We start from the raw sequence: 23,722 nt of genomic DNA, 5'->3' as shown, positions 1-23,722 counted from the left end.
GGATAGGCCGAGCCCTAGAGCACCCTATCCCAATTCCGGAGGCAAATCACCGCGCACTTTTGCTGGAATTGCGGTGGCCCTATTGGGGCGTATTCTCCTTGACGACCTTCTGGCATTGCGGCGTCAGGTCACTCAGATGATCGTTCAGGCACTTGATGATGCGGCCTCCGCCCTGCTCCACCCCCTTGCAGAATTTCTCGTAGTCAGACTGGCAGGCTTCTCGCTCGGCCGCGGTCTGCGCAAATGCGGCATTGGCCGTCACCTGAGTTGCCAGAAAAAGAACGCCTAACGCAATCCGCATGACAAACTCCCCAAAAAAAGCTAGGTTCACGCAATTTCACAGCAATACGATATATATACCGAAGTATTCAGAGGGGCAAAATGGTTTTCTCATGGAGGAGATCCGCGCCGACGGCTGGTTCATTCGCATTTGCAGCAATTTTATTGTGCGCCTGCAGCAATGAAAACAGTTACGCGCCGCCCCCGCCACCCAAGATAGATGTAGCACTTCCGGTCAAGCAGACTGTAACCCCCTATCTCGAGGCCACAGGCAGCGCCGCGGCGGTGAATACGACGCCGCTGGTTGCGCGTGTCTCCGGCTTCATCCAGGAAATCGACTATAAGGACGGGGATGAGGTCAAGGCTGGTACCCGGCTGTTCCTGATCGAACAGGATACCTATAAATTGGCACTCGAACAGGCCCAGGCCGGGCAGGGTTCGGCCGATGCCTCCGCCAAGCAGTCCGGAGCCGACCTCAAGCGGCAGCAGGAGCTGCTATCACAGAAGATCATCTCGCAATCGACCCTCGATCAGTCCGCCGCCGCGGCGGATGTCGACGCCGCCAAGCAGAAGCAGAGCGCCGTCGACGTCGAGCAAGCCCAGCTCAATTTGAGCTACACCGAGGTCAAGGCGCCGTTTGCCGGCATCGTCGGCGCCCGCCAGGTGTCGATCGGGCAACTGGTTGGCGCCGGCAGCGCGACGACGCTGGCGACCATCGTTCAGCTCGCGCCCATTTATGTCAACTTCAACATCTCGGAGCAGGACGTGCTGCGCATTCGCGCCGCCATGGCCAAACGGGGCCTGACTAGCCAGGACCTCAAGAAGATACCGGCCGAAGTCGGCCTGCAGAACGAGACAGGCTATCCGCACAAGGGAATGCTGGACTACGCCTCCCCTGAGGTTACGGCCACCACCGGCACGCTCGCGGTGCGCGCCGTGCTGCCCAACGACGATCGGGCATTGCTTCCGGGTTACTTCGTGCGCGTGCGCGTGCCGCTGGGAGAAGAACCGGACATGCTGCTGGTTCCCGACCGAGCGATCGGAAGCGACCAGAGGGGTCGCTACCTGCTCGTTGTGGGAAAGGACGACGTCGTCGAGGAGCGCCCGGTCGAGATCGGCCAGCTTGTCGGTGCCTTGCGCGTGATCAGCAAGGGGATCACCGCAGAAGACCGCGTCCTGGTCTCCGGCTTGCTGACGGCCGTGCCCGGCCAGAAGATCGAGCCGCAGGTGAAAACGGTGGAAGCGGCTGCGGCCGACGGCGCTGCCCAATGATCTCCAAATTCTTCATCGAGCGGCCGGTCCTGGCCAATGCAATCGCCGTCCTCATGGTCGTCATCGGCCTGGTCTCGCTCTTCGGCCTGCCGGTGGCGCAATATCCCGACGTGGTGCCGCCGACCGTTTCGGTGACCACCCGCTATCCTGGCGCCAGCGCGCGCTCGGTAATCGACACGGTGGCGCTGCCGATCGAGCAGCAGGTCAACGGCGTCGAGGGCATGCTCTACATGCAGTCCTTCTCCGCGTCGGATGGCAGCTACAATCTGACCGTCACTTTCCAGATCGGCACGGACCTCGACCAGGCGCAGGTGCGTGTCCAGAACCGGGTGTCCACTGCGCTCGCATCGCTGCCGCAGGCAGTGCAGGTGCAGGGCGTCAACGTCCAGAAGAAATCGACCTCTATCCTCGAGATCGTCACGCTGACGTCGCCGGACAACCAATACGACAGCCTTTATCTCGCCAACTACGCAACCATCCGGCTGAAGGACGAGCTCTCCCGGATACCAGGTGTCGGCAACGTGAACGTGTTCGGCGCCGGGCAGTATTCGATGCGCGTCTGGCTCGACCCGCAGAAGATGCAGGTGCGCGGCCTTACCACCCAGGACGTCGTCCAGGCGCTGCAGCAGCAAAGCGAGCAGGTGACCGCGGGCCAGGTTGGCGCGCCGCCGGCGCCCGACGGACAGTCCTTCCAATATACGATCGAAGTGTCCAGCCGCCTTGACGACCCCGATCAGTTCGGCGCGGTGATCGTCAAGACCGGCGCCAACGGCGACCTGACCCGCGTGCGCGACGTCGGCCGGGTCGAGCTCGGTGCCCAGACCTATGGGCAATTCTTCAATCTCGATGGCCAGCAGGCGGCTGGCCTGGCCATCTTCTTGTCGCCCGGCGCCAACGCACTCGACGTGGCCGGCAAAGTCGAGGCCAGGATGAAGGAACTGTCTGGCGAGTTCCCGCAAGGCCTTGCTTACTCGATCCCGTTCAACACCACGATCTTCGTCAGCCAAGCGATCGACGAGGTCTATAAGACGCTGCTTGAGGCCGCGGTGCTGGTGCTGATCGTCATCCTACTTTTCCTGCAGGACTGGCGGGCGATGCTGGTGCCGGCAACGACCGTGCCGGTGACCATCATCGGGGCCTTCGCGGCGATGCTCGCGCTTGGCTTTACCGTCAACCTGTCGACCCTGTTCGCCATCGTGCTTGCCATCGGTATCGTCGTCGACGACGCCATCGTTGTGGTCGAGGGGGCCGCGCACAACATGGAGCGCGGCATGTCCGGCCACGATGCGGCGGTCGCGGCCATGAATGCGCTGTTCGGGCCGATCATCGGCATCACGCTTGTGTTGATGGCGGTGTTCCTGCCTGCCGCCTTCCTGCCAGGCCTTACCGGCCAGATGTATGCGCAATTCGCCCTGGTGATTGCGGCAACGGCCTTGATCAGCGCCGTCAACGCGGCAACGCTGAAGCCCACGCAGTGCGCGACCTGGTTGAGGCAGCCGGTGCCGCTGGACAAGCGAAACGCCTTCTTCCGCGGCTTCAACGCCGTCTATCAGCGGGCGGAAAACGGCTACGCCCGCCTGATCGGATCCATGGTGCGTCACAGCACGGTGATGGGCACAATCGCGTTGCTCATCATTGGCGCCGCGGGCTACGGCATGTCGCGCGTGGCCACCGGTTTCATTCCGATCGAGGACCAAGGCTATCTGCTCGCTTCGGTGCAACTGCCTGACGGCGCGTCCCTCGGCCGTACGCAGGAGACACTGCAGCAGATTTCGACAATCGCCAAGACAACGCCGGGCGTAGACCAGGTGGTGACGATCGCCGGGTTATCGGCCCTCGACAACAACTCGACTTTAGCAAATGCCGGCGTTGCCTACATCATCCTCAAGGACTGGAGCGTGCGGGGCAAGGGTGAGGATCTCGCCTCGCTTTATGCGACACTGAACAAGAACCTGTCAGACATGGCGGACGGCAATGTCCTGGTGCTGCCACCGCCGCCGATCCAGGGCATCGGCAACGCCGCCGGCTTCACCATGCAGGTCGAGTTGCGTGACGGCAGTTTCGACCTTGCGAAATTGCAGGGCGCGACCAGCGCGCTGACCAGGGCAGCAGCGACGCAGTCCGGCATCCAGCGCGTATCGGCAACGTTCCGATCCAACGTCCCGCAATACCAGGTCGAATTCGACCGCGAAAAGGTACAGATGCTCGGGCTGACCACCGACCAGGTGTTTCAGACGCTCGCCGGCTATCTAGGCTCCACCTATGTCAGCCAATTCAACAAGTTCGGGCGGGTCTTCCAGATCTATGTGCAGGGCGATTCTCAGTTCCGACTGTCGCCCGAGGACATCGGCCGCCTGACGGTGCGCAACCAGAACGGCGATATGATCCCGCTTGGCACGGTGCTGACGGTCACGCCAAGCGTCGGCCCCTCGCTGATCAGCCTCTATAACCTCTATCCCTCCGCATCGATCCTTGGCGTGCAGGCGCAGGGTTTCTCATCAGGTGATGCGATCAAGCTGATGGAAGCGGCCGCGGCCGACACGCTGCCGCCCGGGACCGGCTACGAGTGGACTGCACTCTCCTTCCAGGAAAAGCTCGTCGGCAGCCAGATCTACCTGGTGTTCGGCATGGCACTGCTGTTGGTCTATCTGGTGCTGGCGGGCCAGTATGAGAGCTGGCTGGCGCCGATCTCGATATTGCTCGCTGCGCCGCTTTCGCTGGTCGGCCCGGTGCTGGTCCTCACCGGGCTCGGTATCGATAACAACCTCTATGTCCAGATCGGCCTGATCCTGCTGATTGCGCTGTCGGCCAAGAACGCCATTCTGATCGTCGAGGTCGCGCGCGAATTGCGCGCCGCCGGCAAACCGATCGTCGAGGCGGCGATCGAGGCCGCGCGCGCCCGCTTCCGCCCCATCTTGATGACGTCCTTCGCCTTTATCCTCGGCGTCGCGCCACTGGTGCTTGCGACGGGCGCCGGAGCCAGTGCGCGCAAATCGATCGGCATCACGGTCTTCTCCGGCATGATCGCCTCCACCTGCCTTGCCGTTCTCTTCGTGCCTGCCTTCTTCGTGATCTTGCAGCGGTTTGAGGAATGGCGCGCCGAGCGCAAAGGGAAGCGGGAGGTCACGTCCACGCTTCCCGGCTAGGCACGGCAAGAGAGCCGCGTCCAACGACTACCAAGGAGATTTGCCTGCTATCGGACGCATCGCAACTTAGCCAAGGAAAATCTGACATGCTTTTCCACTCCCTCATCCGCCTCTTCGCTCTTGCGGGCGCTTCATTTCTGCTTGTCCCGACGGCGCCAGCCTGGGCGGTGAACGCACAGGTCGGTATCCTGATCTGCGACACCTCGACTGGCATCGGCGAAATCATAACGCGCAAACAGACAATGATCTGCGTATTCACCAAGAATGACGGCACGAAGGAAAATTACACCGGCTCCATCAACGAATTCGGCATTGAACTTGGCGACGTGAAGGAGGGCCGTCGTGAGCGGCTCGGCTGCAAAGGACAATGGCTTGCTGACCGGAAAATATGATGGCGTCGATGCGGAAGCGGCCGCGGGCCTTGGAGTTGGCGCCGATGTCCTGCTTGGTGGAACTGAGAAAGCCTTTGCCCTTCAACCGCTGGCAGTCGAGGGCGAAACTGGCATCAACATCGCGGCGGGGGTCGAGCAGATCGAACTCACTGCCGCAAATTAGTGGCCGCGTCCACACGGGACTATCCGGCCAAGCCTGTACGGCAAGGCAAGATGCCTACCGGCGCGAACTGCGGCTAAGTAGCCGCTTTACGCCGTCTTCTGAACCACCAACCCCAGTTCCTCCACCATCGCCTCCCTCATCAAAAACTTCTGCGGCTTGCCGGTCACCGTCATCGGCAATTCGGTGCGGAAGCGGATGTAACGGGGGATTTTGTAGTGGGCGATCTGGCCGGCGCAGAAGTTCCTGATCTCCTGCTCGGTCGCGATCTGGTTGGGTTTCAGCACGATCCAGGCGCACAACTCCTCGCCATATTTGCTGTCGGGAATGCCGAACACCTGCACTTCCTTGACCTTGGGATGGCGGTAGAGGAACTCCTCGACCTCGCGCGGATAGACGTTCTCGCCGCCCCGGATGACCATGTCCTTGACCCGGCCGACGATGTTGCAATAGCCCTCGGCATCTATTGTTGCAAGGTCGCCGGTGTGCATCCAGCCATCGCTGTCGATCGCCTCGGCGGTCTTTTCCACGTCGTCCCAATAGCCTTTCATCACGGAATAGCCGCGCGTGCACAGCTCGCCCGGCGCGCCGACGGCGACGGTGGCGCCCTCGGCGTCGATGGCCTTGACCTCGACATGCGGATGGATGCGGCCGACGGTGGAGACGCGCTTTTCCAGCGGGTCGTCGACGCTGCTCTGGAACGAGACCGGACTGGTCTCTGTCATGCCGTAGGCGATGGTCACCTCTTCCATATGCATCAGCGAGACCACCTTCTTCATCACCTCGATCGGGCATGGTGAACCCGCCATGATGCCGGTGCGCAAGCTGGAGAGGTCGAAGCTGGCAAAGTCGGCGTGGTCGAGCATGGCGACGAACATGGTCGGCACGCCGTAGAGGCCGGTGCAGCGTTCCTGCGCCACCGCCTTGAGCGTCGCGCCGGCATCGAACCCCTCGCCCGGGAAAACCATCGTGGCGCCCTTGGTGACACAGCCCATCGTGCCCATCGACATGCCGAAGCAGTGGTAGAGCGGCACCGGAATGCAGAGCCGGTCGTCAACAGTGAGCTTGATGGCCGCGGTAACGAAATTGCCGTTGTTGACGATGTTGGTGTGGGTCAGCGTGGCGCCCTTGGGCGCGCCTGTCGTGCCCGAGGTGAACTGGATGTTGATGGCTTCACCCGGCTTCAACCCCTCGGAGATGCGGTCGAGGCTGTCATGCTCGTCGCGGCCGGCCATCGACAGCACATCGGCGAAATTGAACATGCCGGGCGAATTGTCGTCGCCCATGCGGATGACGATCTTCAGCGTCGGCAGTTTCTGCGCCTTGAGCTTGCCGGGAATGGCCTTGGCGAGCTCCGGCGCCAGCGTCTCAATCATGCCGAGATAGTCGGAGGTCTTGAAACTGGCCGCCGTCACCAGCGCCTTGCAGCCGACCTTGTTGAGGGCATATTCGAGTTCGGTCAGCCGGTAGGCCGGGTTGATGTTGACCAGGATCAGGCCGATGCGGGCGGTGGCGAACTGCGTCACCAGCCATTCCCAGCGGTTGGGCGACCAGATGCCGACGCGGTCGCCCTTTTCGAGGCCAAGCGCCAGGAACCCGGCGGCCAGCGTGTCGACCGTGTCCGAAAGCTCGCTCCAGGTGAAGCGCTTGTCCTGGCTGAGGAAGACGGCGGCATCCTGCGTGGCGTATTTGCTGACCGTGTCGGAAAACAGCGTGGGAATCGTCTGTTTCAGCAGCGGCGCCGAGCGATCGCCCGAGACATGCGCCCTGCCGTCGATCGGGGCGATGAAGGTGCCGCCTTTGGCCGGGCCGCGCAAATGTGTGGCGTTCTGGAGTTCGTCGAGTTTGATCGCCATCGCCGTTTCCTCCCGGGATATGGCGAGCCTATCAGCCTGATGGGGCTGTGGAAATCCCGTCGATGGTACCCCTCCCCTCGAGGGGAGGGTGCCGAGCGAAGCGAGGCGGATGGGGTCCTCGGCGAAGTGCTCGACTCTTTTGGTCACTGTCGACGCGGCTTCGGTCGTCTCGCGTCGAGCACTGCCGCAGCGACCCCACCCGTCCATCCGCCTTCGGCGGCTGTCCACCCTCCCCTCAAGGAGGAGGGAGGGCGCTCATCTTCGCGGCGATATCGCGCAACAGCGCCTCATCGGCCGCAGCACGCACCTTTTTCGAGGCCACGAGGCAGGCCTGCGACTTCAGCACAACACCATCCGCCAGCACCTTGAGATGGTTGGCGCGCAAGGTCGAGCCGGTGGTGGTGATGTCGACGATGACGTCGGCCAATCCCGCCGCCGGCGCGCCTTCGGTGGCGCCCAGGCTCTCGACGATGCGATAGACCTGGATGCCGTGCTTTTGCGAGAAGAATTGTTGCGTCAGCCGCCAGTATTTGGTGGCGATCCTCAGCCGCCGGCCATGGCGCTGGCGAAAATCGGCGGCGACATCGTCGAGATCGGCCATGGTGTCGACGTCGAGCCAGATGCCGGGCACGGCCACGACGACATCCGCATGGCCGAAACCGAGGCGAGCGACGATCTCGGCGCGCGCTTCCCAATCTGCCAGGTTTTCGCGCAGCAGATCTTCGCCGGTGATGCCGAGATCGACCGAGCCTTGGCCGATCTCGCCGGCAATTTCGGACGCCGACAGGAACGCCACCTCGATGCCTTCGGCGCCGTCGATGCGGGCGCGGTATTTGCGGTCGTCGCCGGGCAGGCTGACGGCAAGCCCGGCTTTGGCCAACACCTCCAGCGCCTGCTCCTTGAGCCGGCCTTTCGACGGGATTGCCAGCGTGATCATTGCGGTTCTCCCCGCAGCGCTTCGATGCGGTCGAGCCAGACGGAGAAGCCGACGCCGGGGATCGGCGTTCTCGCGCCAAGCAGTGTCAGCAGCCGGTCGTAACGGCCGCCGCCGGCCAGCGGTCGCTCACCACCTTGCGCCGCGATCTCGAAGACGATGCCGGTGTAATAATCCAACGGACGGCCGAAAGCGGCGTCATAGCGAATTGTCTTTGCCGGCAGGCCATGCGCCTCGATCGCCTTGGCGCGGGCGGCGAACTTTTCGAGTGCCGCGCCGAGCGAAAGCCCGGCAGAGGCGGCGAAGCTTTCGAGCGCAGCACTCGCGCCGTCGAGCGGCACGTCGATGGCGAGAAAATCCTTGAGTGCCGCGAAGGCTTCGTTCGACAGCCGTACGCTGCGCAGTTCGGCCTTCTCGATCAGCCGCCGGGCAATATCGGCGGGCGCGCGTCCGCCTGACGCCAAAAGGCCCGCCTCTTCCATGCCACCAGCAATGTGAGCGGACAGCGCTTCGAGATCGCCGTCGAGCACAAGGGCGGCGACATCCCCGTCGAGCTGGCCGTTGCGCGGCGGGTTGGCGAGGTCGGCGAGCGCTGCCTGCAGCATCGGCGCCGAGCCGAAGGCCCGGGCCAGTCGCATGCGCCAGCCGCGCGGCAGGCCGAGCGCCGCCAGCACCGCCTCGAAGATGGTCTGGTCGCCGAGCATGATCGCCAGGGGTTGGCCCGGCAGCACCAGCTGCAGCAGCGCATGCGCATCGGCCAGCGAACGCGCGTCGGCCTCAGCCGTATCGCGGTCGCCGAGATCCTCGATGCCGGCCTGGAAAAACTCGTTGCCGCCCTCGCGGCGCTGGCGAAACACTTCGCCGAGGTAGGAATAGCGGCGCGGCGTGCCGGCCTGGCTGGCTATGTGGTCGAGGCAGACGGGAATGGTGAATTCAGGCCGCAGGCATAGCGTCTTGCCGGTCTCGCTTTCGGTGAGAAAGATGCGGCGGCGCAAATCCTCGCCGGCCATGTCGAGGAACGGATCGGCCGGCTGCAACACGGCCACTTCCACCGCATGGGTGTTGCGGGTGGCGAAGAGGCGGGTGATTTCGGTTGCGATGGTGGGGCGGGAGGTCATGGGCAGCGCCCTTCCCTTCTCCCCTTGTCGGAGAAGATGGCCGAGCGAAGCTCGGTCGGATGAGGGATGCGTGACGGAATGCGGCGTTGGCGTTCCCTGGAACACCCCTCATCCGTCTCGGCGCTCCGCGCCGATCCACCTTCTCCCACAAGGGGAGAAGGGAAGAACAGCGCGGCGCTCATCATTTCGCTCGTTCCTCGGCCTGCGCCGCGAGTATCTTCTTCACCTCGGCGACCAGCTCGCCCTCCGCCACCGTCACCTGCGCCGGACGCGCGGCGCGCCATTCGGCGTTGTCGGTGATCTCGGCCGACATGCGGGCGCCTTCGATCAGGTCTTTGATCTGCAGCTCGCCTTTGGCGCGCTCGTCGCCGCCCTGGATGATTGCGACCGGACTGCCACGGCGGTCGGCGTATTTCAGCTGCGCCTTCATGCCGGCGCCGCCGAGATACATTTCGGAGCGGATGCCGGCAGCGCGCAGTTGCGCAACCATCTTCTGGTAGCGGCCGAGGCTTTCGGTATCCTTGTCCATCACCAGCACGACGACCGGCGCGATGACATCGGTGGTGTCCAGCTTGCCGAGGTTCTTCAGCGCCGTCATCAGGCGGGAGACGCCGATGGAAAAACCGGTCGCCGGCACTGGCTCGCCACGGAAGCGCGAGACAAGGCCATCGTAGCGCCCACCGCCGCCGACCGAGCCGAAGCGCACGATCTGGCCGTCCTCATTGGGGATCTCGGCCAGAAGCTCGGCCTCGAAGACGGGGCCCGTGTAGTATTCGAGCCCGCGAACGACGGAGCGGTCCATGGCGATACGATCTTCGCCGTATCCGGCCGCCCTGACCAAGGCTTCAATGGTCGAGAGCTCGCCAACGCCTTCCTGATAGATCGCGTTCGCACCCACATTAGAATCCTGGCGCGCCTGTTCCCTCGCTGTCGCGAGAAGGACGGCCTCGGCTTGCACCTCATTCAGTCCAGCGCCCTTGGCAAAGTCACCCTCGCCTTCCTTGCCACCGTCCCAGCGACCCGGACCAAGCAGAAGCTTCACGCCTTCCGGCCCGAGCTTGTCCAGCTTGTCGATAGCCCGCAGCACGGTCAGGCGGCGCCCTGCGTTCTCCTCACCACCGAGGCCAATCGCCTCCAGCACACCATCCAGCACCTTGCGGTTGTTGACGCGAATGACGTAGTCGCCGCGTTTGATGCCGAGCGCCTCCATGACGTCGGCCATCATCATCGCCATTTCGGCGTCGGCGGCGACACCCGGCGTGCCGATGGTGTCGGCGTCGAACTGCATGAACTGGCGGAAGCGGCCGGGACCGGGCTTTTCGTTGCGAAACACCCAGCCGGAGCGGTAGCTGCGATACGGCTTCGGCAGCCGCTCAAAATTCTCGGCGACGTAACGCGCCGTCGGCGCAGTCAGGTCGTAGCGCAGCGACAGCCACTGTTCGTCATCGTCCTGGAACGAGAACACGCCTTCATTCGGCCGGTCCTGATCGGGCAGGAATTTGCCGAGCGCATCGGTGTATTCGATCAGCGGCTGGTCGGCCGGCTCGAAACCATACAGCTCATAGACCGAGCGGATCGTCGCCATCATCTTCTCGACGGCACGGATATCGTCAGCGCTGCGGTCGGCAAAGCCGCGCGGCAGTCGCGCTTTCGTCTTTTCCGATTTGTCGGCCATGGGATGGGTACTCGGCGTTTCGTGGCGTTGCGTGGATCGGTCAAATTACCGCTTTCCACGGCGCGCGTGTCCTAACCGATGCAGCAGGGAGCGGCAAGGGTTTGCAACCCCGCCCGCGAAGTCGCTTGGAATGGTTCGATATTTTGCCAACGCTGCGCCGCCCCTCATCCGCCTGCCGGCACCTTCTCCCCGTATAGGGACGGGGAGAAGGGGACGACCGCAACCCGGCGCGCCTCCTGCTGCGCTGGTGATTGGCGAAACCTTGCGCGCAAGCAATCTTTCTCCCCGTCACTATACGGGGAGAAATGCCCGGCAGGGCAATGAGGGGCAGCGCAAACGGCCAAAGCCGTCTGCGAATCCGACTCCGAAACAAAACGCACCAACAAGGAAACAATTCCGCCACCGGTGCGGCATCGTGCCGACACAATCGGAGCCGATAAGCGCGCCGAAACAAGGGGTTGGGGCCATGACTGCGGCACAGAAATTCGATATCAGAGACGACGGCTTGCATGAAGTCCGGCTGCGGCCAGCCGAGAGCCGTGCGCCGGTGACGGCGAGCCTCGGTCCGTTTGAGGCCACTGCCGACGAGCGCAAGCGCTCGACGATGCGCGAGGCGCTGATGACCGGGCTGCTGGTGATCTATCCGGCATTTGCAGCGCTAGCGGCGATTGTCGCGGGGTTGTTTTTGACGGGCGCCAGTGGGGTGTGAGCTTACCCTCCCCCTTGTGGAGTCGACGCGTAGCGGTGGGGGGCAGCGCCAAGGGACCCCCACCCGCGCCTTCGGCGCGACCTCCCCACAAGGGGGAGGTAGGGGACAGCGCTACTTCGGCCGTTTGAACGCCTTCCTGTCCTTCTCGACCTCCTTGCGGCAAACACAGCCTTCGAGGTGGTCGTTGACCAGGCCCATCGCCTGCATGAAGGCGTAGACCGTCGTCGGGCCGACAAAACTCCAGCCGCGCTTCTTCAGTTCCTTCGAAATCCTGACCGAGACCGCCGTCGTCGGATTGGCGCGCAGATGGGCGAGGTCGACGATTTCGGGTCGCTCCTCCTTGCCCGGCTCGAATTTCCAGAACCATGCGGCCAGCGAGCCGAACTCATCGACCATTTCCCGCGCGCGCTTGGCGTTGTTGATGGTCGAGACGATCTTGCCCCGGTGGCGGATGATGCCGGCATTGCCAAGCAGGCGCTCGACATCCGTGTCGGTGAAGGCGGCGACCTTGTCGAAGTCGAAGCCGGCGAAAGCCTCGCGGAAATTCTCGCGCTTGCGCAGGATGGTCAGCCAGGACAGGCCGGACTGAAAGCCTTCGAGGCAGATCTTTTCGAACAGCCGGCGGTCGTCGGCCACCGGCCGGCCCCATTCATGGTCGTGGTAGTGCAGATAGTCAGGCAGGTTGCCGTGCCAGAAGCAGCGCATGATGCCGTCGGGGCCGATCAGCAGACCGGTGTTGTCTTGTGCCATGGCCAATCCATTCGTTAACGCGCTGTCGCGCATTTACCGCGGCTTTACCAGATTCCTGAACGCGGCGGTAACCACACCAAAAGGTTTACTGACAAAGCGGCATTTTACGCATTCCGATTCATGTTTCGGTTGCGGCTTCACGCCAAGGATCGCGCAACCGGGGGCAAGTTCCGCCTCCGTCCGTTCGACGATCAAGGTGCGTTCCGATGAAGATCTTTTTGCGTTCCGTGCTCGGCGCCGCGGCCATTCTGGCCGCCGGCGCTACCTCGTCTGCCGCCAACGACCGCTATGCCGACAGGCCGCCGGTGATGGTGAGCCCCGACCTTTCGGCACCCTGGGTGCTGCAGCTTGGCCGCGCGCCCGGCATCGTGCGCCAGAGCCGCCAGGTGATCCAGCAGCCGCGCATTCGCTATGCACAGCCGGCGCAGCCCGACCGGGTGCGTACCGCTTCGGTGCAGGCTCCGGCCAAGCGCATGGTGATGCGGCCGCAGATCAACCCGCTCTATCTGCCGCAGGAAGTCGCCTATGACGGGCCGCAGAAGCCGGGCACGATCGTCATCGATACGACGCAGAATTTCCTGTTCCTGGTCGAGAAGAATGGCAAGGCACGGCGCTACGGTGTCGGCACCGGCAAGCCGGGCTTCGAATGGTCCGGCACGCACAAGATCACCAACAAGCGCGTCTGGCCGGACTGGCGTCCGCCGGCGGAGATGATCAAGCGCGAGGCCGCCAAGGGCCGCTACCTGCCGACTTATCTGGCCGGCGGCGAAGAGAACCCGCTCGGCGCCCGCGCGCTCTATCTCGGCACGACGGAATACCGTATTCACGGCACCAACCAGCCGTGGACGATCGGCGGCGCGGTGTCGTCCGGCTGCATCCGCATGCGCAACGAGGACGTGGTTGACCTTTACGAGAGGGTCAATGTTGGAACGACCGTGGTCGTGATATAGTCGGCTACCGAATCATCTGGTCCAGACCTTCAGGGATCGGCAAGGGTTTACGGGGGACGGGCCGTGTGGGGATGCGGCCAGTCAGGAAAGGGCAGCACGGGAAACCGCGCTGCCCTTTCTCTTTGTCGTGACACCGCCCGCGTCTAAGCAAGATGCGCCAGAACGTCGCGGCAGGGGGATGACGGTTCGCTTTCACGCTGCCCTTGCCACATTTCCCCTGCTATAGGGGCGGCCAAATTCGCTACGAAGGTCCAGCCATGTCTCAGCCAGACGACAGCCGCTATCTCCGGGGCGGCCCGGTCGCCCAGCGCATCATCGCCGCCGTGCGCGAGGATGCTGCCATTGCTACCGCCGAGGGTTTTCCGCCCAAGCTGGTGTCGATCACCGTCGGCGATACCGATGCGGTCGATGTCTATGTGCGCAACCAGCGCGCCAAGGCCGGGCTCGCCGGCATCTCCTTCGAGGAGCGGCGCTTTGCCGCCGACATAACTGCCGGCGAACTCGAAGCGGCGATCCATGGCCTCAACGCCGATCCGCGCGTCACCGGCATCATCATCCAGCGGCCGGTGCCTGCACACATCCCGATCAAGACACTGCAGGCGGCGGTGCATCCGCTGAAGGATGTCGAGGGCATGCACCCGGCCTCGATCGGCAACATCGTCTACAACCAGCTCGATCTCGCGCCTTGCACGGCGGCGGCCTCTGTCGAGCTGCTGAAGGAAACCGGCCTCGATCTCAAGGGGCTCGAAGTGGTCGTCGTCGGCCATTCCGAAATCGTCGGCAAGCCGATCGCCTTCCTGCTGATGAGCGAAGGCGCGACGGTGACGGTGTGCCATCACATGACACGCTCGGTGGCCGCCCATGCGCGCCGCGCCGACGCGCTGTTCGTCGCCGTCGGCAAGCCGAGGCTGATCAAGGCCGATATGGTAAAGCCCGGTGCGGCGGTCATCGACATCGGCATCAATTCCGAGATCGGGCCGGACGGGCAGAGCCGCATCGTCGGCGACGTCGACACCGAGAGCGTCAAGCACGTCGCGTCCTGGATCACACCCGTGCCGGGCGGCGTCGGCCCGATCACCGTGGCGATCCTGCTGCGCAACACCATGGTCGCGCTCAGCCGCCAGCGGGCACGCTACCAGGCGACGTATGGCGTGGTGGACAGGCTGGCGGCGGAGTAAGATACGGCGGCGCCAAGCCCCCTCACCCAGCCTCCGCTTCGCTCGGCTGACCTCTCCCCTTGGGGAGAGGAGACTTTCGGCGCCAGCGCCAACCTCTTCTGCCCGACGGGGAGAAGGTGGCCGCGAAGCGGCCGGATGAGGGGGCTGGCGCCTACGATCGTCTTCTTACTCCGCGGCGACCAGCCTTCCCTCGGAGACGCCGTCCGGCTTCGGGCCGCCATAGGCCCAGTCCAGCAGCTTGATCGTGTGCACTACCGGCAGCTTGGCGGCCGAGGCGATCTGGGTGATGCAGCCGATATTGCCGGTGGCGACGATTTCGGCGCCGGTCGCCTCGATGTTTTTCACCTTGCGGTCGCGCAGTTTTGCGGAAATCTCAGGCTGCAGGATGTTATAGGTGCCGGCGGAGCCGCAGCACAGATGGCCCTCGCGCGGCTCGCGGACGACGAAGCCGGCCTTGGCCAGCAGCTCCTTCGGCTGGCGGGTGATCTTCTGGCCGTGCTGCATCGAGCAGGCCGAGTGGTAGGCGACGACGGTGCCCGGCTTGCGCACCGGCTCCGGCAGGTCGAGGGACGAGAGATATTCGGCGATGTCCTTGGCCAGCGACGACACGCGTGCAGCCTTGTCGGCATAGGCCGGGTCGAGGCGCAGCATGAAGCCGTAATCCTTGATGGTGGTGCCGCAGCCCGATGCGGTGATGACAATCGCATCGAGCCCGCCCTGGTCGATGGCACGCGTCCAGGCATCGACATTCTGCTTCGCCGAAGCGAGCGCTGCTTCCTCGCGGCCCATATGATGGACCAGCGCGCCGCAGCAGGCCTCGCCCTGTGGCACCACGACCTCGACGCCAAGCCTGGTCAGCAGCGCGATCGTCGTCTCGTTGATGGCGGGATCGAGCACCGACTGGGCGCAACCGGTGAGGATGGCGACGCGGCCTTTTTTCGCCCCCTTGCCGGCATGGACGCCGGGAGAAGCCATAGGCGAGGCCGCCGGGATCGAGGCCGGCGCCAGCTTCAGCATCGCGCCGAGCGGCTTCAGGGCCGGCAGTTTTTCGAACAGGCCAATGAACGGCTTGCCCAGTCTCGCCAGTTTCAGCGCGGTGCGAAAGCGCACGGGATAGGGCAGCACGAAGGCCAGCATGGCGCGGATCAGCCGGTCGAGCAGCGGCCGCTTGTAGGTCTCCTCGATATGGGCGCGGGCATGGTCGACCAGATGCATGTAATTGACGCCCGACGGGCAGGTCGTCATGCAGGCCAGGCAGGACAGGCAGCGGTCGATATGGGTGACGATCTCCTTGTCGGCCGGACGGCCGTTCTCCAGCATGTCCTTGATCAGGTAAATGCGACCGCGCGGCGAATCGAGCTCGTTGCCGAGCGTCACATAGGTCGGGCAGGTGGCGGTGCAGAAGCCGCAATGCACGCATTTGCGCAGGATCTTCTCCGATTCCGCGACGTGGGGATCAGCTAGCTGGGCAAGGGAGAAATTGGTTTGCATCTCGTTCTGGTCCTAAGCCATGCGGCCGGGATTGAGGATGGCCTTGGGATCGAACTCGGCCTTGAGCCTCGCCGACAGCGCCGCCAGATGCGGCGCCTGCGGCTCGAACACCGGCACGGCGGCGCGATGCGCGGGCGCAGCGCGCACCAGCGTCGCGTGGCCGCCGCCATGCTTTCTTATCAGCCCGCGCAGCAGGCCGGCCTCGGGATCGCCCTCCTCCATGCGCAGCCAGACCAGCCCGCCCTGCCAGTCGTAGAAGGCGCTGACGCCAATCTGCATGCGCAGTGTCAGCACCATCTGATGGGCCTGCGACGGCGCCATGGAGACGCGCCATACCGGCTTTTCAGTGCCATCGGCGAATGGCGCGCAATCCCTGACGTCGCGCCAGACTGCATATGAGGCTTCGCCCGCAATCTCCTGCAACGGGCCGGCATTTCTGAGCAGGGTTTTCAGCGCCTCGATGCGGTAGGCGACCGACGGACCGAACCCTTCGACGCGCAGCACTGTCGCGGCGTCTACACCGAGCGCGCCGCCGGCAACGCGCGCGGCGATGCGTTCGGGCAGATGCGCGGCGCTCGACACTTCGGCGCTGGAGCCAAGCGCAAGCGCCATGGCGGGGACCGCCGCATCGTCGAGCAGGCTGCGGATGGCGAGCGTGACCTCGGTCTCGGCCGCCGGCAGCACCTTGAAGGTGACGTCGGTGAGCACGGCCAGTGTGCCCCAGCTGTTGGCCATCAGCTTCGACAAATCGTAGCCGGTGACATTCTTGACAACGCGGCCGCCGGATTTGAAGGCTTCGCCGCGCCCGGCAACGGCATTGATACCCAGGATGTGGTCACGCGCGGCACCCGCCTTCAGCCGGCGCGGGCCGGACAGATTCGCGGCAAGCACCCCGCCGATCGTGCCTTTGCCCGGCGCGCCGCCGAGCAGCGGACCGTAATCCATCGGCTCGAAGGCAAGCTGCTGGCCGTTTTGCGCGAGCAGGCTTTCGATCTCGGAGCGCGGCGTGCCGGCTTTCGCCGACAGCACCAGCTCAGCCGGCTCATAAAGCGTGACGCCGGTGAGCTTCGACAGGTCGAGCGTGTGTTCGCTCTGCTGCGGCCGGCCAATGCCGCGCTTGGAACCGTGGCCGACGGTTTCCAACGGCGTCTCCTCTGCCGCGGCCCATTGTACGATGGAGAGGGCTTCGGTGGACGAGGTGGGAGTGAAGGTGGTCATGGGTGCGACGCGCCACTTGCGAGTGCAGAGACGTCGCGTTCCTTCGCGCCCCCCTCTGTCCTGCCGGACATCTCCCCCACTTGGGGGGAGATTGGCAGCTTCTCCGACCGCGCCTCTCTTGCGTCGAAGATTTGCGAAGGCCGAGATGACAGCTGATCTCCCCCCTTGTGGGGGAGATGTCCGGCAGGACAGAGGGGGGCGTGAACGATCGCCGACATGCGAAATTCAGCCCCCATCAAAACCTCGGAATATCCGGAAATGCCACCTGCCCGCGATGCACATGCATGCGCCCCAATTCCGCGCATCTGCGCAGCTGTGGAAACACTTTTCCCGGGTTGAGCAGATGATTGGGATCGAAGGCGCATTTGACGCGCATTTGCTGGTCGAGGTCGATCTGGTTGAACATCTCCGGCATCAGGTCGCGCTTCTCGACGCCGACGCCGTGCTCGCCGGTCAAGACGCCGCCGACCTTGACGCAAAGCCGCAATATGTCGGCGCCAAAGCTTTCCGCCTTGTCGAGTTCGCCCGGCACGTTAGCGTCGTAGAGGATCAGCGGGTGCAGATTGCCGTCGCCGGCATGGAAGACATTGGCGACGCCGAGCCCGTATTTCTCCGACAGTTCACGCATGCCGGCGAGCACCTTCGGCAGCTCCTTGCGCGGGATGGTGCCATCCATGCAGTAATAGTCGGGCGAGATACGGCCGACAGCGGGGAAGGCCGCCTTGCGGCCGGCCCAGAAACTCAGCCGCTCCTGTTCGGACTGCGAGATGCGGCAGGTGGTGGAGCCGTTCTTGTAGGCGATCGCCTCGACGAGACCGATCAGGTGATCGACCTCTACGCCCGGCCCGTCGAGTTCGACGATGAGCAGCGCCTCGACATCAAGGGGATAGCCGGCATGGACAAAATCCTCCGCCGCATGGATTGCCGGGCGGTCCATCATCTCCATGCCGCCGGGAATGATGCCGGCGCCGATAATGTCAGCGACGCATTGGCCGCCCTGCTCGCTGGTCGGAAAACCGATCAGCAGCGCGCGGGCCGTCTCCGGCTTTTTCAGGATGCGCACGGTGACTTCGGTGACGACGCCGAGCAAGCCTTCGGAGCCGGTCATGACGCCCAGCAGGTCGTAGCCTTCCGAGTCCAGATGATTGCCGCCGAGGCGCACCACCTCGCCGTTCATCAGCACCATCTCGATGCCGAGCACATTGTTGGCGGTCAGGCCGTATTTCAGGCAGTGCACGCCGCCGGAATTCTCCGCAACATTGCCGCCGATCGAGCAGGCGATCTGGGAGGATGGATCGGGCGCGTAGTAAAACCCCTCCTGCTCGACGGCGGTGGTGATGCCGAGATTGGTGACGCCGGGTTGAGCGACGACAACGCGGTCGGGATAGTCGATGGCAAGGATGCGGTTGAAGCGGCTCATGACCAGCAGCACCGCATCTTCGAGCGGCAGCGCGCCGCCGGACAGTGAGGTGCCGGAGCCTCGCGGCACGACGCGAATGTTGCGGTCGTTGCAGTATTTCAGCACCCGCGACACCTGCGCCACCGTTTCCGGCAGCACCACGACCAGCGGCAATTGCCGGTAGGCGGTGAGGCCGTCGCTTTCGAAGGCACGCATTTCGTTGGTGGCGTCGACGACGCCCTCGCCCGGCACGATGATGCGCATGTCGGCAACGATCTCTGCCCGCCTTCGCATCGTGGCGTCATCTGGCTTGGGCATGACAAGGCCGGACATCGGCAACGTCCTCCGCGTGACTGGTAAAAATCTTTTACCAGCCGTCGGCGCTTGTTGCAAACACCGTGTTGGACAAAGAGCGTACTGCCAACCTTCCGCAGCGGCAATCTGCCGCTGGCGTACCCTCCCCCCTTGAGGGGGAGGTGGCCGCGAAGCGGCTGGAGGGGGTCCTTGCGCGTTAAGCGCCTACATCGTCTTCCGTCTCGAAAAAAGGCTGGCGCTTCACGCGAGACGACCCCCTCTGTCGCCTTCGGCGACATCTCCCCCTCAAGGGGGGAGATTATTCCCCCGGATGTTTCGCGGGCTCGGAATGCATGCGCCTCACCCGCCGCACGCCCCACCAGACCAGCAGGATGGCAACCGGCACCGCGGCGGCAGTGACGACTTCAGGCGCAAAGGCATGGCCGAAGATCGAGGCGCCCTTGGCGAGATAGGAGATCAGGCCGACGACATAGTAGGAGACGGCGGCAACGGAGAGGCCTTCCACCGTCTGCTGCAGGCGCAGTTGCAGCCGGGCGCGGTTGTTCATCGACGCCAGCAAATCGCGGTTCTGCTTCTCCACCTCGACATCGACCCAGGTGCGCAGCAGCGTCGTGGCGCGGGTGAGTTTTCGCGACAGGTTGGCCTGGCGCTCCTCGACCGAACGGCAGGTGCGCATGGCGGGTGCTACGCGGCGCTGCAGGAAGCCGCCCCATGTGTCGTAGCCGGGCACCGCCTCTTCCTCCAGCGCTTCCAGCCGCTCGACAACGATGCCGTCATAGGCGCGGCTGGCGCCGAAGCGATAAAGGCTGGAGGCGGCATCGGCTTCCAGTTCGGCGGCAAGCTCGGTCAAATCGGCGAGCAGTGTCTGGCTGTCGCGGGTTTCAGTGACCTTCATCTCCAGCGTGGTCTGTGCCAGCCTGTCCTCAATGCGGCGGGCGCGGCTCGACAGCGTCAGCGCCAGCGGCAGGCCGAGCATGGCAAGCGTACGGTAAGTCTCAATGTCGATCAGGCGCTGCGATAGCGCGCCGGTGCGGGCCGGCGTCAGGCCGCGGTCCAGAACCAGGATGCGGGTCATGCCGTCGCCGTCCTGGCGAAAATCAGTGACGATGGCCGCGTTGCCGCGCTCGACCAGCGAATAGCACAGGCTCGTCGGGTCGAAGCCGGCGATCAGCTTCTCGCTCGCCTGCGTCCATTTGCGGATGTCGAGGCGGATGCCGGAAATGACCGTTCCAGGCGGCGAAAATCCATTGCCGAAGGGAGAATCCTCCTGCGCCCTACCGTTTTCGGCAAGCGGCCCTTCCCACAGATAGGTCGAGAATTCCGTATGCCGCTCCCAGCGCAGCGTGCCCTTGCCCCATTTCATGGCGTGGTGGCGGGCATGACGGTCGGGAGCGGCGATGCCGAGCCGCCGCGACAGTTCGGAGAGCACGGCCATGTCGACGCCGGAGCCGCCTTCGGTCATGAAGGCAAGCTGCACCAGCACGCGCGGCTTCTCGATCAGCGGATGCGGCCGGGCATGAACCTCGCCAAGCGCGCCGGGCCGTCCCTCATGCGCGGGAAAGCCCATCACGCTGCCTTGGGCGCGCGGCTGGAATTCGAGATTGGACGTCTCGTCCGACACGGCTGGTCCCCCTGTTCTCGACCCTTCGTGTTGTCGCGTCCTCTTGAGACAATCGATGAGGCGCGTAAACAGCAAAGTTTAGCCGAAGCGGTTTCGCCGGCACCGCACGGAAAGCGACTGTGTGGGGCGAATTGGATAAATAATTTGACCAGTTGGCGACACCGGCTTTAATCTGCACGACAAGAAGCAGAGCATGATGTCGTCCCGAAAACCGCTTCACACTTTTCGGCACCATGCTCCCAGGCAAGATTTCCCAGGCGCCCCTTTGAGCGATATTTTCTCCAGGATCGAGCATTCGCGCACCGCCGACGAGGTGGTGCAGCAGATCGAAAGCCTGATCCTGGAAGGTGTGCTGCGCACCGGCGACCGGCTGCCGGGCGAACGCGAACTGGCGCGCCAGTTCGACGTGTCGCGGCCGATCCTGCGCGACGCGCTGAAGGCGCTGGAGGGGCGTGGACTGTTGACGACCAAGGCCGGCGGCGGCACCCATGTCGCCGATGTCATCGGCCAGCTGTTCACCAAGCCGGTGACCGACCTGATCTCCATGCACCGCAAGGCGGTGACGGACTATCTGGAATATCGCCGCGAGATCGAAGGCGTCGCCGCTGAATATGCGGCGCGGCGCGCCACAGCAGACGACATCGCGTTGCTCGACCGCATCATGGCGCGCATGGACGAGGCGCACCGCACCGGCGATTTTGACGACGAGGCGGAGATCGACGTCGAGTTCCATCACGCGGTCTGCGAGTGCGCGCACAACATCATCCTGTTGCACACGCTGCGCTCCTGCTACCGGCTGTTGTCGGAAGGCGTGTTCCAAAACCGGCTGCTGGTGTTCACCGTGCCCGGCGCGCGCGAGGCGCTGCTGGCCCAGCACCGCGCGATCTACAAAGCGGTGAAGGCCGGCGATCCCTCAGCCGCCCGGCAGGCGGCGATGGACCACATCTCCTATGTCGAGCGCTCGATGCTCGAGGCCGAGCGCAGCGGCGACTGGCAGCGCGTGTCGCGGCTCAGGCTCAAACAGCGCTCCGACGCCGGCGACGGCACGAAAACAACCGGCTAGCGAGAGACCACCATGGGCGACATCCTCACCATTGCCGACCTCAAGGACCTGGCGCGCCGGCGGGTGCCGAAGATGTTCTTCGACTATGCCGATTCCGGCGCCTGGACTGAGAGCACCTACCGCGCCAATGAGGAGGACTTCGGCAAGATCAAATTCCGCCAGCGCGTGCTGGTCGACATGAGCAACCGCTCGCTGGAATCGACCATGATCGGCGAAAAGGTGGCGATGCCGGTGGCGTTGGCGCCAACCGGGCTGACCGGCATGCAGCATGCGGATGGCGAAATGCTGGCGGCGCAGGCGGCGGAAGAATTCGGCGTGCCGTTCACGCTGTCGACGATGAGCATCTGCTCGATCGAGGATGTGGCATCGGTCACCAAGAAGCCTTTCTGGTTCCAGCTCTACGTGTTGCGCGACAAGGACTTCGTGCTCAATTTGATCGACCGGGCGAAGGCGGCGAAATGCTCCGCGCTGGTGCTGACTCTCGACCTGCAGATCCTGGGGCAGCGCCACAAGGATATCCGCAACGGCCTGTCGGCGCCGCCCAAGATGACGCTGGCTAACATTGTAGACATCGCCATGCGGCCGCGCTGGCTGATGGGCATTGCGGCTACCCCGCGCCGCACCTTCCGCAACATTGTCGGCCATGCCAAGGGTGTCGGCGACGTCTCCTCGCTGGGGTCGTGGACAAACGAGCAGTTCGATCCGCAGCTGTCGTGGAAGGACGTCGCCTGGATCAAGGAACGCTGGGGCGGCAAGCTGATCCTGAAAGGTATTCTCGACAAGGAGGACGCGCTGATGGCGGTCGAGACAGGCGCGGACGCCATCGTCGTTTCCAACCATGGTGGGCGCCAGCTCGACGGCGCCTCATCATCGATCATGGTGCTGGAAGAAATCGCCGATGCGGTCGGCGACAAAATAGAAGTCCATATGGATGGCGGCATCCGATCCGGCCAGGACGTGCTGAAGGCGCTCTGCCTCGGCGCCAAGGGCACCTATATCGGCCGGCCCTTCCTGTACGGCCTCGGCGCCATGGGCAAGGAAGGGGTGACCCTGGCGCTGGAGATCATCCGCAAGGAGATGGACATTACGCTGGCTCTGTGCGGCAAGCGCCTGGTGACCGACATGGGCAAGGACCAGTTGCGGCGCTAGAGTTTGTTCACCGATTGGCCCTAGCCTCGCTGGGATCACGGAGACGACGCCAGCCTTGACCGAGACCGGCATCCATTACCTCGACGCGCGCGCGCCGGACGGCATGCGCCTTTATGCGATCGGCGACGTGCATGGCCGGCTCGACCTGCTCGTAGCCATGCACCGCCGGATCGAGAGCGAGCTCGAATACAAGCCGACCGCCGACTGGGGGATCATCCACCTCGGCGACTATGTCGACCGCGGGCCAGACTCCAAGGGCGTCATCGATTTCCTGGTCGAGGCGCAAAAGCGCGATCCGCGCAACCTGATGCTGGCCGGCAACCACGATGTCGGCTTCCTCGATTTTCTCGAAGTGCCCGACCCGGAAGGGCTGTTCATGCGCTATGGTGGTGTGCAGACGGCACAATCCTATGGCGTTGACTTGATTGGAGACGCACGCTGGTTCGGCAAGGCACAGGCCGTGCAGCGGGGGCACGCCGAGCTGGTCAAGGCCGTGCCGCAAGCCCATGTCGACTTCCTGCGGTCGCTGACGTTTTCAACAAGCTTCGGTGATTTCTTCTTCTGCCATGCCGGCATCAGGCCAGATGTGCCACTGGAGAGCCAGAACCCGCAGGATCTGGTCTGGATTCGCGACATCTTCCACAACCATCCAGGGCTTTACCCGAAAGTGGTCGTGCACGGCCACACGCCGGTGCCGGAGGCCGAGGTGATGCCCAACCGCGTCAATGTCGACACGCTCGCCTGGCAGTCAGGCATGCTCACCGCGCTCGCCGTAGACGGCGCAGACAAGCGTATCCTGACTGTGCAGGGAAAAGCGTTTTAACGGAGCGCGGCGGTGACGCCGTAGCCGTCGACGGCTTGATGGTTGTTGGCTGCATCGGCGGAATAAATGCCGAGACCGCACAGCACGATGGCAGACAGCATGACAAAGGACAGAAGCGCTGCTTTCACGGACGTCATCTCTAGTTGAGCTTCCTGCATCTGGGCACGAGGCGGTTACCAATGCGTTGAAACGGAGAATTCGTCTCAAAGTTTCGACGATTTCGC

19 protein-coding genes and 1 pseudogene are annotated in these 23,722 nt (G+C 64.0%); 9 read left to right on the top strand and 11 right to left on the bottom strand.

The window, feature by feature from the left end:
• Positions 1 to 79: 79 nt before the first annotated feature.
• Positions 80 to 301 (bottom strand): cysteine rich repeat-containing protein, encoded by a 222-nt coding sequence (locus AC04SG_RS08230; protein ID WP_488550624.1) that lies wholly within the window; start codon positions 299 to 301, stop codon positions 80 to 82.
• An 80-nt stretch (positions 302 to 381) separates the two neighbouring features.
• On the opposite strand from AC04SG_RS08230, the gene AC04SG_RS08225 reads away from it, so the two are divergent.
• The 3 genes and pseudogenes from AC04SG_RS08225 to AC04SG_RS08215 all read left to right on the top strand — a co-directional run bounded on the left by AC04SG_RS08225 (position 382) and on the right by AC04SG_RS08215 (position 5,252).
• Positions 382 to 1,551, top strand: a complete 1,170-nt coding sequence (locus AC04SG_RS08225; protein ID WP_488550623.1) for an efflux RND transporter periplasmic adaptor subunit — start codon at positions 382 to 384, stop codon at positions 1,549 to 1,551.
• Positions 1,548 to 4,697 carry an efflux RND transporter permease subunit gene (locus AC04SG_RS08220; protein ID WP_488550622.1) on the top strand — a complete coding sequence of 1,050 codons (3,150 nt, stop codon included), beginning with the start codon at positions 1,548 to 1,550 and terminating at the stop codon, positions 4,695 to 4,697. Before AC04SG_RS08225 ends, AC04SG_RS08220 begins: the two co-directional genes overlap by 4 nt.
• Positions 4,643 to 5,252: pseudogene (locus tag AC04SG_RS08215) on the top strand (DUF992 domain-containing protein). The gene AC04SG_RS08220 and the pseudogene AC04SG_RS08215 overlap by 55 nt, the downstream one beginning before the upstream one ends.
• Before the next feature lie 86 nt (positions 5,253 to 5,338).
• Here AC04SG_RS08215 and AC04SG_RS08210 read toward each other — a convergent pair.
• From AC04SG_RS08210 to hisS, 4 genes are all read right to left on the bottom strand, one after another.
• Positions 5,339 to 7,105 carry an AMP-binding protein gene (locus AC04SG_RS08210; RefSeq protein ID WP_488550621.1) on the bottom strand — a complete coding sequence of 589 codons (1,767 nt, stop codon included), beginning with the start codon at positions 7,103 to 7,105 and terminating at the stop codon, positions 5,339 to 5,341.
• Between the two features lie 235 nt (positions 7,106 to 7,340).
• Positions 7,341 to 8,042: an ATP phosphoribosyltransferase gene (gene hisG / locus AC04SG_RS08205; protein ID WP_488550620.1), complete on the bottom strand. Its 702-nt coding sequence runs from the start codon at positions 8,040 to 8,042 to the stop codon at positions 7,341 to 7,343.
• Positions 8,039 to 9,157 (bottom strand): ATP phosphoribosyltransferase regulatory subunit, encoded by a 1,119-nt coding sequence (locus AC04SG_RS08200; protein ID WP_488550619.1) that lies wholly within the window; start codon positions 9,155 to 9,157, stop codon positions 8,039 to 8,041. The genes hisG and AC04SG_RS08200 overlap by 4 nt, the downstream gene beginning before the upstream one ends.
• Positions 9,158 to 9,338: 181 nt before the next feature.
• Positions 9,339 to 10,832 (bottom strand): histidine--tRNA ligase, encoded by a 1,494-nt coding sequence (gene hisS, locus AC04SG_RS08195; RefSeq protein ID WP_488550618.1) that lies wholly within the window; start codon positions 10,830 to 10,832, stop codon positions 9,339 to 9,341.
• A 466-nt stretch (positions 10,833 to 11,298) separates the two neighbouring features.
• Between hisS and AC04SG_RS08190 the strand changes: the two genes are divergently transcribed.
• Positions 11,299 to 11,541: a hypothetical protein gene (locus tag AC04SG_RS08190; protein WP_488550617.1), complete on the top strand. Its 243-nt coding sequence runs from the start codon at positions 11,299 to 11,301 to the stop codon at positions 11,539 to 11,541.
• A gap of 111 nt (positions 11,542 to 11,652) precedes the next feature.
• Here AC04SG_RS08190 and AC04SG_RS08185 read toward each other — a convergent pair whose 3' ends face one another.
• Complete coding sequence (locus AC04SG_RS08185; RefSeq protein ID WP_488550616.1) at positions 11,653 to 12,291, bottom strand: DNA-3-methyladenine glycosylase I; 639 nt, start codon at positions 12,289 to 12,291, stop codon at positions 11,653 to 11,655.
• Between the two features lie 206 nt (positions 12,292 to 12,497).
• On the opposite strand from AC04SG_RS08185, the gene AC04SG_RS08180 reads away from it, so the two are divergent.
• Together AC04SG_RS08180 and AC04SG_RS08175 are read left to right on the top strand one after the other, a co-directional pair.
• Positions 12,498 to 13,241: a L,D-transpeptidase gene (locus AC04SG_RS08180; protein WP_488550615.1), complete on the top strand. Its 744-nt coding sequence runs from the start codon at positions 12,498 to 12,500 to the stop codon at positions 13,239 to 13,241.
• Positions 13,242 to 13,498: 257 nt separating this feature from the next.
• Complete coding sequence (locus tag AC04SG_RS08175; protein WP_192248116.1) at positions 13,499 to 14,419, top strand: bifunctional 5,10-methylenetetrahydrofolate dehydrogenase/5,10-methenyltetrahydrofolate cyclohydrolase; 921 nt, start codon at positions 13,499 to 13,501, stop codon at positions 14,417 to 14,419.
• A 165-nt stretch (positions 14,420 to 14,584) separates the two neighbouring features.
• Here AC04SG_RS08175 and glcF read toward each other — a convergent pair whose 3' ends face one another.
• The 4 genes from glcF to AC04SG_RS08155 all read right to left on the bottom strand — a co-directional run bounded on the left by glcF (position 14,585) and on the right by AC04SG_RS08155 (position 20,463).
• Positions 14,585 to 15,910 carry a glycolate oxidase subunit GlcF gene (glcF, locus tag AC04SG_RS08170; protein ID WP_488550614.1) on the bottom strand — a complete coding sequence of 442 codons (1,326 nt, stop codon included), beginning with the start codon at positions 15,908 to 15,910 and terminating at the stop codon, positions 14,585 to 14,587.
• Between the two features lie 12 nt (positions 15,911 to 15,922).
• Positions 15,923 to 17,128, bottom strand: a complete 1,206-nt coding sequence (locus AC04SG_RS08165; RefSeq protein ID WP_488550613.1) for an FAD-binding protein — start codon at positions 17,126 to 17,128, stop codon at positions 15,923 to 15,925.
• A 235-nt stretch (positions 17,129 to 17,363) separates the two neighbouring features.
• Entirely contained in the window at positions 17,364 to 18,860 is a 1,497-nt protein-coding gene (locus AC04SG_RS08160; protein ID WP_352590953.1) for an FAD-linked oxidase C-terminal domain-containing protein, read from the bottom strand.
• 280 nt (positions 18,861 to 19,140) lie between these two features.
• Positions 19,141 to 20,463: a DUF3422 family protein gene (locus tag AC04SG_RS08155; RefSeq protein WP_488550612.1), complete on the bottom strand. Its 1,323-nt coding sequence runs from the start codon at positions 20,461 to 20,463 to the stop codon at positions 19,141 to 19,143.
• A 265-nt stretch (positions 20,464 to 20,728) separates the two neighbouring features.
• On the opposite strand from AC04SG_RS08155, the gene AC04SG_RS08150 reads away from it, so the two are divergent.
• The 3 genes from AC04SG_RS08150 to AC04SG_RS08140 are packed head-to-tail and all read left to right on the top strand — an operon-like array spanning position 20,729 to position 23,498.
• Entirely contained in the window at positions 20,729 to 21,526 is a 798-nt protein-coding gene (locus AC04SG_RS08150; RefSeq protein ID WP_488550611.1) for an FCD domain-containing protein, read from the top strand.
• Positions 21,527 to 21,538: 12 nt separating this feature from the next.
• Positions 21,539 to 22,675, top strand: a complete 1,137-nt coding sequence (locus AC04SG_RS08145) for an alpha-hydroxy acid oxidase (protein WP_488550610.1) — start codon at positions 21,539 to 21,541, stop codon at positions 22,673 to 22,675.
• Positions 22,676 to 22,730: 55 nt separating this feature from the next.
• Positions 22,731 to 23,498 (top strand): metallophosphoesterase, encoded by a 768-nt coding sequence (locus AC04SG_RS08140; protein WP_488550609.1) that lies wholly within the window; start codon positions 22,731 to 22,733, stop codon positions 23,496 to 23,498.
• Here the strand turns inward: AC04SG_RS08140 and AC04SG_RS08135 are convergent.
• Complete coding sequence (locus tag AC04SG_RS08135; RefSeq protein ID WP_006206855.1) at positions 23,495 to 23,635, bottom strand: hypothetical protein; 141 nt, start codon at positions 23,633 to 23,635, stop codon at positions 23,495 to 23,497. The genes AC04SG_RS08140 and AC04SG_RS08135 overlap by 4 nt on opposite strands.
• Positions 23,636 to 23,722 lie beyond the last annotated feature (87 nt).

The organism is Mesorhizobium sp. CNPSo 4684, assembly GCF_057784315.1.
The sequence above is the reverse complement of the archived record's forward strand: the minus strand, read 5'-3'. Positions and strand labels throughout refer to the sequence as shown.

Coding starts and splice junctions, on each gene's coding strand:
- AC04SG_RS08230 (WP_488550624.1), bottom strand. CDS start 301: ATGCGGATTGCGTTAGGCGTTCTTTTTCTGGCAACTCAGGTGACGGCC.
- AC04SG_RS08225 (WP_488550623.1), top strand. CDS start 382: ATGGTTTTCTCATGGAGGAGATCCGCGCCGACGGCTGGTTCATTCGCA.
- AC04SG_RS08220 (WP_488550622.1), top strand. CDS start 1,548: ATGATCTCCAAATTCTTCATCGAGCGGCCGGTCCTGGCCAATGCAATC.
- AC04SG_RS08210 (WP_488550621.1), bottom strand. CDS start 7,105: ATGGCGATCAAACTCGACGAACTCCAGAACGCCACACATTTGCGCGGC.
- hisG (WP_488550620.1), bottom strand. CDS start 8,042: ATGATCACGCTGGCAATCCCGTCGAAAGGCCGGCTCAAGGAGCAGGCG.
- AC04SG_RS08200 (WP_488550619.1), bottom strand. CDS start 9,157: ATGACCTCCCGCCCCACCATCGCAACCGAAATCACCCGCCTCTTCGCC.
- hisS (WP_488550618.1), bottom strand. CDS start 10,832: ATGGCCGACAAATCGGAAAAGACGAAAGCGCGACTGCCGCGCGGCTTT.
- AC04SG_RS08190 (WP_488550617.1), top strand. CDS start 11,299: ATGACTGCGGCACAGAAATTCGATATCAGAGACGACGGCTTGCATGAA.
- AC04SG_RS08185 (WP_488550616.1), bottom strand. CDS start 12,291: ATGGCACAAGACAACACCGGTCTGCTGATCGGCCCCGACGGCATCATG.
- AC04SG_RS08180 (WP_488550615.1), top strand. CDS start 12,498: ATGAAGATCTTTTTGCGTTCCGTGCTCGGCGCCGCGGCCATTCTGGCC.
- AC04SG_RS08175 (WP_192248116.1), top strand. CDS start 13,499: ATGTCTCAGCCAGACGACAGCCGCTATCTCCGGGGCGGCCCGGTCGCC.
- glcF (WP_488550614.1), bottom strand. CDS start 15,910: ATGCAAACCAATTTCTCCCTTGCCCAGCTAGCTGATCCCCACGTCGCG.
- AC04SG_RS08165 (WP_488550613.1), bottom strand. CDS start 17,128: ATGACCACCTTCACTCCCACCTCGTCCACCGAAGCCCTCTCCATCGTA.
- AC04SG_RS08160 (WP_352590953.1), bottom strand. CDS start 18,860: ATGTCCGGCCTTGTCATGCCCAAGCCAGATGACGCCACGATGCGAAGG.
- AC04SG_RS08145 (WP_488550610.1), top strand. CDS start 21,539: ATGGGCGACATCCTCACCATTGCCGACCTCAAGGACCTGGCGCGCCGG.
- AC04SG_RS08135 (WP_006206855.1), bottom strand. CDS start 23,635: ATGACGTCCGTGAAAGCAGCGCTTCTGTCCTTTGTCATGCTGTCTGCC.